Genomic DNA, 12,242 nt, shown 5'->3' with positions numbered 1-12,242 from the left:
GATGTATGGTATCTCGAAAAAAGCAATTGCGTAAGAAGCAGTGGGAAGAACTTGATCTTGCGAAATTTAAACTTTTACCCTCGGCTAAACCACCTTTTTTTCATGGTAGCACTGTAAGGAAAGCAGCCCAATATTTTTGGAATAAGAAACTTCGTCCAGCAGTGTTAGAACAACAAGAGAATAAGTGTTCCATCTGTGCGTGGGTACCCGATAAGGAAGAAAACATAAAACGCCTTCATTTACATGAGTTGGAGAATTACGATTTTCAAAATAAAGTATGCCACTTAATAGAAATAAAACTCATTTGTAGAGATTGTCACTCGCTTCAACATATTGGACGAACAAAATCAGTGCTTAGTAAGGAACAATGGGAAAATCTAATGCAACATTTCATTAAAGTCAATGGTTGCTCTCCAGACGTTGACTTTGATTTAGTATTAGCCAAATCCATACAAAGTGAGGGGCATTTTGAAGCCCAACGTAAAATGACTTTTGAAATGACGTTAGAAGAAAGAATGGAACTTGCAAAAAAGCCGGTTCGCTTCACTATTAACCCTGAAATCCCTCTTGCTGAAGAATTAAAAGTACAGCTATCTAAACGGGAATTGTTGTATGAAGGCAATGACTAATATCAAGGTTATTCGAGAACCTGTTGCCAATGATAGGGACAATAATATCCCACTACTTTGGCGGGGTCTTGCCAATCATAAACAGCAGTACTTTGCTTAGAAGAAATCTCGCTACATGGTAATACAATGGAGGTGTTTTTGTATAGAACAAAAGACAGGCGTTATATTGTAGCTATACCTAGCATTCACTGGTCTACAGAGTTTAGAGAAATTGATAAAATTACTTTACAGACGGATCATCTTAAAAACTCTTTAAACTATCACTTGTATGCTGGTGACACAAATAAATTAGTAACCTCAATCATTAATCTTATTAAGAACTGCGCATAGTAATTTACGCAATAAGAATGATTAAATAATAAAGAAGAGTAATACATAAGCGAACTACAAATATGAATAACTTAGATTTATTTGTACTGTATCAGTTATTAGCATTAGTAAACTCATCAAACTTATCATTAAAAACATTTAATTATTCGACGGGTCTGATATTCCATAACAGTCATGTTACAACCTCCTTTAGAATATTTTCGAAAGAGTTCTTTAATTTTTCTTCTAGTTCTGACTAGACTGAAAGGGAGGAAATAGCTTGTATAACGTTTTATTATTTTGTGATCCTGGTATTGATGACTCATTAGCCATTATGTATGCACTCCTAAACCCCAAAATAAATGTAGTTGGCATTGTTTCAAGCTATGGTAACGTACCCCAACAACAAGCCATACAGAATGTAGCATATCTCCTTCAGCTTGCAGGAAGAGAAGATATACCAATCATCTCTGGCGCCAGAAGTCCTCTTAGTGGCGAAATTGCTATCTTTTATCCTGAAATTCATGGAGAGGAAGGACTAGGGCCAATACGTCCACCAGACACTGTTCAACGTGAAGTTGTAAACTTTGATGAAATTTTTAAAATCATTAATACTTATGCCTATAACCTTTACATTGTAGACGTTGGAAGGTCTACTTCATTAGCTATCGCATTCTTGTTAGGCGGTGATGAACAACTTGGTAAAATAAGTGCTTTTTATAGTATGGGTGGTGCTTTTTTAGTCCCCGGAAATGTAACACCTATAGCTGAAGCTAATTTTCACGGAGATGCTCTAGCTGCAAATCTGATACTAAACAAAGGAAGAAATGTTTTTATTACACCCTTAAACGTTACAAACTTCTCAATTATTAAACCTGAAAACATTGAACTTATTACTTCTCAGCCATTTAATGCTTTTACTTTTTTAATAAAACCCATATTTGATTATTACAACACAGCATATAAAAAACTAGATCCTAGCCTCTCGGGCAGCCCATTGCACGATGTATTTACTATGTTTGCTTTAGTTAATCCGGATAAGGTATCTTATATAAGTCGAGAAGCATCCGTATCTATAAACTTTGACAATACTAAAGGACAAAGTATAGCTGATTTTAGAAAAAGATCAACAGAATCGATTTCAGAAGCAACTGACCATATCGCTATATCTTTTAATTATGATGCGTTCATAGAAGATTTTATTAATGTGATGACTATGCGCTACAACTAACTATTACATTTACAAAATAAATGTGTATACAGCCTGGACTTAAATAAGATCAGTAATAATTCAATAGGGTTGATAAAATTAAAGACCGCAGATTTCATTAATCTGCGATCTTTATATGTCTACCTATCATTTATTGCTCTTTCTAATGTAGATGTAATTGAGATGTTTTCAAAATCCAAACCCAATTGTATAGCAGTGTGTGCTATTTCAGGTCTTATTCCAGAGAGTGTACTTTTCACTCCTAAAACATCTAATGTGTTAATTAATTGAAAAATTTGGTGTGCTACCATCGTATCTATTATTAATACACCCGATAAATCAATGAGGAGATGTTCAATTTCTTTTTCAGAACATTGTTTTAAAGTTTGTTCCAGTATATGTTTAGCTCTTGCGGTATCAATTTCTCCTATTAGAGGTAGTAGTCCTGTATTATTATTTAAACAAATAACTGGTGAACTCAATTCTAAAATCATTTCCTTTGACGCCTCTAACTGCCTATTAGCATAATTAGTAATTTCTTGCGTAAACCAAACCATCACCTTTGCAAATGTTTGAGTAATAACATTTTTCCAAAGGTTCTCCGTCTCTCTCGAATACTGATTTGGGTTTTGTTCAATAAATTGATTAATTAAATTAATATACTGTTCTTGAGATTTAAAGAATTCTCTTAATATAAAGTGTATGGGAGTATCAAGATGTTCTTCATCTCGGGCAATATTAACAATCCAAGGTTCAAATTTCAACAAGAAATTAGACTCAGATTCCGCTTCATCAAAGAGTGTACAAAAACGCTTATGAAATTCATAGTTTTGTTGCTTAAAAGTATTAATTACTTGAGGATCAGTTGAAGAATACATTACCTTTGGATCGCTTTTATCAAGTGACTGATACCAATCTTCGGTCAACTTCCAAGTTTTATCTAACATATATAAGTATAATTCATTATTTTGATGCATAATTTTCAGTCTCCTGCAAAAATAGTGTATATAACCATATTAACATGGAAATTAGGTCCAATCGGACAAAATTTCATTAGTAATGTTTCTCTAAAATGTTAATTTTACTCAGTTGTATTTAGTTATCTGAGAATGAGGAATTAAACATTTAGGGATACTATCAGTTTTAAGAAGGAGTGATTACATAATCAATCTTAGAAGCAAAGAAAATATATTACCAAAAGATGTAAAGATGAAAGACTTAACCTTCGTAGGTGCTGCAACAGCTTCTGTTATTTTTCTTGCATATAAGCAGAATCGAATTAAGGCTAAAGGCAAATTGAAAGATTTATAACGTTCTATATCTCTGGTTGTAATTGAAGAAACACAATTACCTATTAAGACATAAAGCCCCAGTTTTATTTGATAACGAGATAGCGAAGGATGAATGAAGAATTTGTATGAAATCACAATACTAACAATCAAATTAAAGAATAAACCAAAAGCCATACCCAGGGGTTTATAATGCAAAAGTTACTCTGTAATACCAGTTCTTAAAAGGGAGAAATCAACTTTTAAATCATATTGAATATGTTTGTATTTTTGGTGCCATTGACTTTTTGTTAAATTAGCATGTCGAACAGAACTTCTATACGCTTCACCAAAACCAAATACATCTGAATTTCTTTTTTTACAGTACTCAATGGTGTCAACGATTTCTTCTTTCATTTTCTTTCTTATCTCTCTCTCTAATAGATTAACATTTTTGGGGTTCATGAGATCTATTGCCCCCTGAACTTCTAATAATCTTCCCTTTATCTTTAATTCTAAATCAAAACTCGGCACATTTTTTTCAATAAGGTCGAGCCCACTTGAATTTTTTATGGTATCAATAACCGCTGTTACTGTATGTTTTTTCCCTTTATCATCTTTTAAATCAAAAGTTAATTCTATACTCCCCGCATTGTACTCATCTCTAATTAATTTAACAAAGAAGCTTTCCTCAACTGTTAATTTACCAACCATTTTATCGTTCCTCATAATTGCATTACCAGATACACGAATAGTTTCACCGTCCCTGATTATTAACGGTAATATGGGATCAATCCCCTCTGAAAAATAGCTTTGCTGCACACTCTGCAGTGTAGCATTTGATATTTGTTCTTTCTCCGTTAACTGTTCTATCTGATTATATAATTGCTGGCCAATGTCAGGGATATTTTTATACTGATGTTTTAGAAGTTCCTTCGTTGATCCCTCAACAATACCAAGGTACGTAAGGTCACTTATTGATGGGTCTCGAGCAAGAGTATCAACATAAGGTCTTATACCTCTTTTAGCTAACTTTTCATTGTACAGAGCTACCCTAAGCTGACCTGATTGAAGTGCCTTTGAAGCTTTTAGATTTCCCTCTATCCTTCCTCCTTTACTTGTTAGAGCATCACTAGAAATAACATCTATTTTTTGAGGAGCTTCTGGATTAATTTGCATCACTACCATTGTGGACATTATCTTCTTCCCTACAGGATCATATCCAACCGTTGTAATCAGTCCAATATCTTCTAGAACTTTTTGTTCTGCACAACCACTAAGAATTAAAGTTGTTGCAAGAATAAAAATACTATTTTTAATTTGTTTCCTCATGAGCTGACCCTCTTTCTTAACCATGCAGTAGCATATAGAACAAACGGATAGCAAACTACTACATAAAAAGCAAACTTTGCAAAATAGTCGTTTATCATGTTAACTTGTGTTCTGGTTACGATAAACTGTACAGCTATTAAAATAATTGCAGAAAAAAACCACACACTCTTATTTTCTTCTATGTTAAACATCCGTTTTATACCTCTGCATGCAGACCACATATAAAAAATTAAGTTAGGTAATATTATTAACATCCAATAAGTAATGGCAACATATTCAAATCTTTCAATGAATGGAAGTCGTACTATTTTAAATAAAGACAACGTTGCCCAAATTGTTCTCTCGAGTTGCATACCACTAAAGTAGATAATAGCGACTATCATTAATGCCACATAAATTATAGTTGAAAAGAGAAGACCGAACTGAGCAAATTTTTGCACCTTTTTCTTTTCCTTTATATAGGGATAAATAACATATAGAATCTCAAAACCCAACATTGTAAATGTCATATTATAGGCACCTTTTAACAAACTTAGGATATCTGCTTCCATCATAGGAAGCATTTGATCCCATCTTGCATATTGGAGTGGGTAAACTAAGAATACTAGCAACCAAAGTGAAAGTGTTACACTAAAGAATGCTATTCCAACCATGCTTCGAATACCAGAAGTAATACCGTAAACGACAAGTAATATGATTGATAATGATAAAAACCATAATGACAACTCAGGGAAAACCCATGCTTGAATAACTTCTATATAATTTCTTAATACTACAAAAAAACAAATAAGAACGTAAAAAATATAAATAGCGTTAAACAGTCTTCCAAAAAAAAAGCCATAAACATCATAGTGTATACCATATATATCTGAGGATTCATACAGTTCTAGAGTCTTTATAATTACAAAAACAAGAATACTAGTACCTAAACCTGCAATAAGAACAGAAATCCAAGCATCTTGGTGAGCATCTCTATAGATTATTCGTTGGAAACCTTGTAGACCAACACCGATTTGAGTGGCATGAACAACAAAAAAGACCAAAAAAGCATTTACTAAATAGTTAGATTTGATTTTTTGCTGTACGTGCATATTATAACCACCTCTAGTTCACTTCATCTGGATTATATTTTTGTTTGTCTGCTGGTCTTGTCAAAGCTTGTCTTTTGTAGATAAAACGAAACGGAAGGCGAACAATACTATCAACCCAATCTTTAAATCGAGGGGGGTAGAATGGAGCCATGTAGGGACTCCCAAGTGTTGTGAGTCGTAATAAGTGAATCATGATAAAACAAAAACCAAACATGATACCATAAAAGCCCCAAAAGCCTGCTAAAATTAATATGGGAAATCGTATGACACGTATTAAGCTACCCATTGGGTAACTTGGAGTTGTGAATGATGCTAAAGCACCTAAAGCCACAATAATAATTAGAATATTACTCGTAAAACCGGCCTGTACAGCAGCAGTTCCGATTACAATACCACCCACGATACCCATTGTTTGCCCTACTTTTGTAGGTAGTCTCGCACCGGCTTCCCTTAAAAGTTCAATAATAAACTCAAGTAGTATCGCTTCAAATAAGGGTGGAAAAGGAACCCTTGATCTTGACTCACCCAAAGGGACGAGTAATGCTTGAGGAATTACTTCGTAGTGAAACGTAAGTGCTGCCACATAAAGTGCTGTGAAAAAAACAGATAAAAACACTGCTGTAATACGTAACAAACGAACAAAACTCGCAATTGGCCAACGAACATTGTAATCTTCCTTGCTTTCAAAGAACTCTATAAATGACAAGGGGCATAAAATAGCCATTGGGCTCCCATCTACTAAAACAGTAATCTTACCGTTTAACAAACCATGGCATACTCGATCTGGTCTCTCAGTTAACAACATTTGAGGAAAAATAGATAAAGAGTTATCATTGATTAATTGATTTAATTCAGCACTATCTAACAATCCATCTATATCGATTGATGACAGTCTTTCCCTCATTCTTTGAACAAGATCGTTTGATGCAAGACCTTCTATATATAGTACTGAAACCCCAGTATTTGTTCTTCTACCAATAATGTAAAACTCATTTTTTAAATCAGGAGTCGCAAGTGATCTCCGTATCAAAGATACATTTGTTGAAAGACTTTCATTAAAACCTACTTGTGAACCAATTACTTGTGATTCGTTTTCTGGTTTACTAAGTGACCGATTATTTTTACTTGGAATTTTAATTAAGATCACTTCTTGTATGCCATTAGTATAAATACACACGGAACCCTTTAATACCGAGAGTAAGGCATAGCTTATGTCACTTGATTTTTCTATATCTCCTACAGATATGACGTTAATGACATCATCTATCTTATAGTTTGTTTGATTATTTAGCCTTCCAATTATATTCAGGTTAAACTCACTTTGATTTACTTGGTTATCAATAAAGAATAGTGTAAGATTTGAAATTGTTAAGATCTTAAGATCTGAAGTCTGGTGACATTTCTGTAAAAGGTAGTCCACTAATTGTGATGAACTATCAAGCACACTGTCTAAATTCGTTTCTTGGTTATCGTTGTTATTGATATGGTGGTTCTTAGAATTTCCCTTTCTAAACATAGGCACACCCCCACATTTAGTATCTACCCAGAAGATATTTTTTATACTAGAGAGATAACATGTATCATTCTTAGCCTCTGCACAATATTTGTAGTTAATGAATATATTAAATAGCTGAGAATTTCTCAGTAACTTAAATAATAACCGTATAAGCTCTAACCCTTTTTACTCCAATCGCCTCTACACCCAATATAGAGGTTCTTTACTTTATAATAATCATTAAAAGCCCCCCTCAACTTTGTTTGAGGGGGGTATTGTATTATTCTGTTAATTTTTATTTACAGAATTTGAAAGGCAAATTATAATAATAAAACAAGTAAATTGATAGGAATTATTGAGTAAATAAAAAAATATTATGGAGGCTTAGTAATTTTGCTTGAATCGAGTAGGATAGTTATAGACTTTTTAATTGAAAAACTTACATTTAGTGAACTACCTAATGATATTAGAAACCAACTATATAACCTTAAAGTAATTAAGGAAAATGGCGATCTTGAAGAATTAGGTAAAATGATGAAAAGGTCTGCACAGTATTATGTAACTGATAAAGGTTTAAAATAATTATGCAATATATATAAAGAGATATTAATAGCATTACTAGAAGGTGAAACTAAATTTCATGATATTCCAGAACCTGTGACGTTGATGTTAATAGAATCCAGAATAACCAATTTAAGTGGTGAGATCCTTTTGAACAAGGAGACAATAGAAATCTTGTTATCATAAATTCAAGACTTGCTAACATGTAAAAATCATGAAACTCCTAACGTCAATTAGGAGTTTTTTATTTTTACTACCGTTTTGGTCAGTATTCAGAAAAAATCGAATTAATTAACATTATCTCCTTTTCAGTAAGCGAACTCTGTAAGTCTTGTAATATAATTATCTTTTTTTCCTCTAATCGATTATATTCTTGCCGTCCGAAATCAGTTAAGCTAACTTGCACCTTTCTTCTATCACTTCTATTATATGTTCGTGTAACAAGTTGTTTAATTGTTAACTTTTCAATTGTTATTGAAGTTGAAGCAGGATTAGTGTTTAAAAGCTTAGAAACTTCACCAATATACTGCCTTTCTTTTTTGGCGATAATGCTTAAAACTTGCATTTGCTGGTATGTAAGTTTTTCTCCTTCAATCATAAACTGCTTAAAACCATCAAGATACCTAATTACCTTGTCTATATCCAACACAATTTTATTAATTTTGTTCACCTCTAATATTTAAGTAATAGAATAATGGTTATACACTATTTTTAACTAATTTCATAAAAGAGAATATCCTATGCTCAAGTGTATTCCCTTTATTTGATACTGTCGATAGAAATGTATTCCATATATTAGAACTGAAGTATAAGAACAAAATAAAAACGTACTAAACGAGGACTAAAACACTAAAGAGAGGCTATAAACTAGAATTGCAAACAGAAAAAAGTACTTGAGGATAATCTCAAGCACTTTTTAGTTACTTCTTGATTTAAGAACTAGCCAAAAGTATTGGCACTCATATATTATTCAATTTTCAAAAAAAGGTTCACTTCTTTAAAAAATTGGAACTATATCCCGAAAGAATTACCTCTCTAATTAAAAAGACTCATAAAGGTTGCTTTACCTTCATGAGTCGCCGTTTTTCATTCTTTTGTTTATTTACTCTTTCCGATTGGTTTTATTGTTATTGTCTTTTTCATCTTTAGGTGAGTTTAAATCATCAAACTGACGATCTTTTGCGATTGTATGGGGTTTATTTATGTCTACGTCTATAAGATTGCTTTCTGGCTTTGATGAGTCTTTACGGAAATCTTTTAAGCTCGTCTTGTCTTTCCATTGTGCTGGGTCTGGACTTTGAATCGCTGTCTCTTCCATCTTTCGGCTCCACTTATTAAGGGTACGTCCAGCCGCATCACGACCACCAAGTCCAAAGGCTAAACCAAACGCAATCGTAAATCCACCTAAAATGAGAATGAATGCAGCGTTTACGATTGTTTTCGCTACTCCAAGCTGATCAAGGGCCATAAAGAAGGCAAGTGTGATAATCGTATACTTCGCGATGCTACCAAGCAGCTTCCCTTCTGTTTGCTGTTTGATCATACTCTGAACAACACGTTTCACAAGGTCTCCAGCATAGAAACCGATTCCTAGTATTAACACAGCCGTTAACACCATCGGGATATACGCTAGTACAACTGATAAAATATTGACTAAGCTCTCTAGCTTAACGAGCTGAAGCGCCTCAATAGTAAACAACAGCACAACAACCACTTGAGCTGCATATCCGATTATCTCAGAGATTGTGAACGTTTGATTTGTTTTATGAAGTGATCCAAGCCCCATCTTATGAAAGATGCCATTGAATCCAACTCGTTCTAATAAAGAGGTAACAGCTTGTTTCACCCATTTTCCAAGCCATAATCCAACAGCTACTAAAAGGATAGCAACAATAATATTCGGAATCATATCCATGATCTGACCTAACATTCCGATGGCAGGACCTGAAATCCCATTAATATCAAGCGTTTCTAAAGCTGAAATAACAACTGGAATTAAGATAAATACATAGACGATTGTTCCAATGATCTGAGAAAGAGATGTCTTATTTAGTGCACGATCCGCACCAAGTTTTAAAGCTAGACGGTCTGTACCAATGCTCTCTAAGAAATTAACGATAATCTCTTTAACGATCTTAGCAACGAGCCACCCTACAAAAAGAATGATTGCTGCGCCGAGCAATTTTGGTAAGAATGCGAAGAGGCCTGTCAGCATACCTTCCAATGGTTCAGAAATGGCATCAATGCCTAAAGCAGATAATACAGCCGGCAGGAACAATAACAAGGTGAGATAAAATACTGCTTTTGATGCAGAGAAAACTGCCTTGTCAGATTGACGAGGATCACGGGTCAGTTTCCAACGATGTAATAACCTTTCAAATCCTGTATTCTGACCCAGTTTTTTCACTAGAAGGGACAATCCTGATGCGATCAACCATGCAACTGCTGCGATAAGAGCTGCTTTTAGTAGGTTAGGAATCGCTGCTGCAATCACACCTAATGCATTTGAGATCGGTTGTGCGACATACGGAAGACTAAGCATGTTCAAAAACATGACAATGGCTACTGCCATCAGAATCCAAAATACAACTTTACTAATTACATCTTCAGGAGAATATTTACTGGTGCGAGTTTGTTCCACCTGATTTTCATGGACATCAGGTTTTATCCATCTCGCTACTTTGTTGTCAAAATTTGTTTTGTGTAAAGCTTTTTTAACTGCTTTTGCAACCAACGAGGCGATAAGCCAACCAGTTAATAAAACTAAAATAGCAAGAATTAAATCAGGCAATCTTCCTAAATAAACCATCCAAGAATCTATTACTCCATCGAAGTTGTACATTGTTTTCCTCCTTTTTTAGTTTGTTCTTTAAAAGACTACATAGGCTCTAATTTCCCAATGCATCAATTGTCTAAACTAGATACTTCATAACCAAAAATGTAATTTTTAGGGACAATTAGATTAGAATGATGGAGAAAGATAGTGAAAGATAATGTTTTGGTTAAAACAAACATGAATCCTCTACTTTAAGAAAATCTCATGACCGTTAAGAAAAGGATAGTAAACCAGATCATAGTTAACATAACACTATTACTAGATATATGAATAATGGAAGAAATGAGAATTAAATGCAGTACGTTTAAAAGAAGGTCTTTAAAATAGGAAAAAACGTGGCAAAAATCTGGGTGATAAATAAAGAGTTAAATTAGCGATACGAATGTATTTGAACAATGGATACCCAGTAAAAAATTTATGGAAGGCACTTTTATTTATTGAGGATTTTGGGACCTGGCTATTCATAAACACAACTTAAATAATGAAGCAATTTATTCCTCACTTCAGATAAAATACTTGAAAAAATATCCCTTATTCTGACTAATGGGGTTTATAAATAAATCTTAATTATTATTCAGTTTTTTTTTCAATAAACGTCTTCTATCTTTCATAAAGCGCTCATATAAACTGACATTCATCTGTTATATTTTCCCACGTATTACTCTTACTCCACTTAAACATTCTGAACACTCTAAGTTTTTCTTGTAGCCACCTCGAAAACCACAAAAATGCTCATTACTTAAGTAAAGAAAAGAAAGGAGTAATAATAATTAAGAGGGACAAACAAAAAACTGCTACAGAACCAAATCCATTCTTTTGTTTCCATAGTAATATGGAAAATCCTAATGTATAGAAAAACGTTCCAATCATAATCAGCCATATAACAAAGACCATTTAATCCCTCACTTTCTCAATACTTGGAAGCTCACTTTGTCGTCCAAATTCACCAAATTTTATGGTTGTGGTTACTTCAACCTTAATTTTAGGGTATGTTTTCATCCAATCAAAAGCTTCATACTGTGGTACGGTTAGAAAAGATTTTCTTGCTATCAATGACCAACCAAAAGGCTCACCTTTAAACTCGTTTTGACTTTTTTTGACTAGTTGGTTTAATCTTTGAGTAATCCGGGCATTTAAATACGACTTAAGTTCTTCTCTTTTTTTTGGATTCTTGGCGTAGTTTATCATACTGTGATCTGTTAAAACTTCAATCTGTAAAGGAACGGCAACAGATAAAGATAGCTTCTTTGGGTTGAATTTTGTTTTATTATGCTTCGTTTTAGCAATCTTCATTGTCATTTTATACTTAGGATCCACCATATCTGGTATTGTCGTGTAATATGACGAGTTTCCAGAATAATCGTTTAATAATTGCGCCATTCGTGTTTCCTCACCATCTAGTGTTCCTATCATCCTACCCTCTTTAAAAACGGCAGACCCTAATATTTGTGTTTCGTTTGTCTTTCCTTTTGTGTCCATCTCTCCAGCCAACAGTGAATTTGCCACATTCC

The 12,242-nt window shown here is 33.6% G+C and carries 11 protein-coding genes; 4 read left to right on the top strand and 7 right to left on the bottom strand.

Translation table 11 applies throughout. The annotated features are described in order from the left end of the window. The first annotated feature begins 5 nt into the window (after positions 1–5). From IHV12_RS20190 to IHV12_RS20180, 3 genes are all read left to right on the top strand, one after another. Complete coding sequence (locus IHV12_RS20190) at positions 6–629, top strand: hypothetical protein (RefSeq protein ID WP_197192074.1); 624 nt, start codon at positions 6–8, stop codon at positions 627–629. A 105-nt stretch (positions 630–734) separates the two neighbouring features. After that, positions 735–959 (top strand): YueH family protein, encoded by a 225-nt coding sequence (locus IHV12_RS20185; protein ID WP_370568855.1) that lies wholly within the window; start codon positions 735–737, stop codon positions 957–959. A gap of 259 nt (positions 960–1,218) precedes the next feature. Beyond that, entirely contained in the window at positions 1,219–2,169 is a 951-nt protein-coding gene (locus IHV12_RS20180; protein ID WP_197192072.1) for a nucleoside hydrolase, read from the top strand. Between the two features lie 119 nt (positions 2,170–2,288). Here the strand turns inward: IHV12_RS20180 and IHV12_RS20175 are convergent, their stop codons facing one another. The 4 genes from IHV12_RS20175 to IHV12_RS20160 all read right to left on the bottom strand — a co-directional run bounded on the left by IHV12_RS20175 (position 2,289) and on the right by IHV12_RS20160 (position 7,355). Further along, positions 2,289–3,125, bottom strand: coding sequence for an STAS domain-containing protein (locus IHV12_RS20175; protein ID WP_197192071.1), 837 nt, complete (start codon positions 3,123–3,125; stop codon positions 2,289–2,291). A gap of 513 nt (positions 3,126–3,638) precedes the next feature. Beyond that, on the bottom strand, positions 3,639–4,748 hold the full coding sequence (locus IHV12_RS20170) for a Ger(x)C family spore germination protein (protein ID WP_197192070.1): 1,110 nt from the start codon (positions 4,746–4,748) through the stop codon (positions 3,639–3,641). After that, a complete protein-coding gene (locus IHV12_RS20165) occupies positions 4,745–5,839 on the bottom strand; it encodes a GerAB/ArcD/ProY family transporter (protein WP_197192069.1) in 1,095 nt (364 codons plus the stop codon). Before IHV12_RS20165 ends, IHV12_RS20170 begins: the two co-directional genes overlap by 4 nt. 13 nt (positions 5,840–5,852) lie before the next feature. Further along, positions 5,853–7,355: a spore germination protein gene (locus IHV12_RS20160; RefSeq protein ID WP_197192068.1), complete on the bottom strand. Its 1,503-nt coding sequence runs from the start codon at positions 7,353–7,355 to the stop codon at positions 5,853–5,855. A gap of 372 nt (positions 7,356–7,727) precedes the next feature. Between IHV12_RS20160 and IHV12_RS20155 the strand changes: the two genes are divergently transcribed. Next, positions 7,728–7,916 (top strand): hypothetical protein, encoded by a 189-nt coding sequence (locus tag IHV12_RS20155; protein WP_197192067.1) that lies wholly within the window; start codon positions 7,728–7,730, stop codon positions 7,914–7,916. A 244-nt stretch (positions 7,917–8,160) separates the two neighbouring features. On the opposite strand, the gene IHV12_RS20150 is transcribed toward IHV12_RS20155, so the two are convergent. From IHV12_RS20150 to IHV12_RS22795, 3 genes are all read right to left on the bottom strand, one after another. Then, entirely contained in the window at positions 8,161–8,541 is a 381-nt protein-coding gene (locus IHV12_RS20150) for a MarR family winged helix-turn-helix transcriptional regulator (RefSeq protein WP_197192066.1), read from the bottom strand. Between the two features lie 456 nt (positions 8,542–8,997). Continuing rightward, positions 8,998–10,737 carry a mechanosensitive ion channel gene (locus tag IHV12_RS20145; RefSeq protein ID WP_231620821.1) on the bottom strand — a complete coding sequence of 580 codons (1,740 nt, stop codon included), beginning with the start codon at positions 10,735–10,737 and terminating at the stop codon, positions 8,998–9,000. Between the two features lie 888 nt (positions 10,738–11,625). Then, positions 11,626–12,210, bottom strand: a complete 585-nt coding sequence (locus tag IHV12_RS22795) for a Ger(x)C family spore germination C-terminal domain-containing protein (protein WP_231620820.1) — start codon at positions 12,208–12,210, stop codon at positions 11,626–11,628. Between the last annotated feature and the right edge of the window lie 32 nt (positions 12,211–12,242).

Source organism: Fictibacillus sp. 7GRE50 (genome assembly GCF_015903875.1).
Lineage (GTDB): Bacteria > Bacillota > Bacilli > Bacillales > Fictibacillaceae > Fictibacillus > Fictibacillus phosphorivorans.
The sequence above is the reverse complement of the archived record's forward strand: the minus strand, read 5'-3'. Positions and strand labels throughout refer to the sequence as shown.

What these genes read in the sequence shown, in the direction of transcription:
- IHV12_RS20190 (WP_197192074.1), top strand. Translation starts at nt 6, where the DNA reads ATGGTATCTCGAAAAAAGCAATTGCGTAAGAAGCAGTGGGAAGAACTT.
- IHV12_RS20175 (WP_197192071.1), bottom strand. Translation starts at nt 3,125, where the DNA reads ATGCATCAAAATAATGAATTATACTTATATATGTTAGATAAAACTTGG.
- IHV12_RS20170 (WP_197192070.1), bottom strand. Translation starts at nt 4,748, where the DNA reads ATGAGGAAACAAATTAAAAATAGTATTTTTATTCTTGCAACAACTTTA.
- IHV12_RS20165 (WP_197192069.1), bottom strand. Translation starts at nt 5,839, where the DNA reads ATGCACGTACAGCAAAAAATCAAATCTAACTATTTAGTAAATGCTTTT.
- IHV12_RS20160 (WP_197192068.1), bottom strand. Translation starts at nt 7,355, where the DNA reads ATGTTTAGAAAGGGAAATTCTAAGAACCACCATATCAATAACAACGAT.
- IHV12_RS20145 (WP_231620821.1), bottom strand. Translation starts at nt 10,737, where the DNA reads ATGTACAACTTCGATGGAGTAATAGATTCTTGGATGGTTTATTTAGGA.
- IHV12_RS22795 (WP_231620820.1), bottom strand. Translation starts at nt 12,210, where the DNA reads ATGGACACAAAAGGAAAGACAAACGAAACACAAATATTAGGGTCTGCC.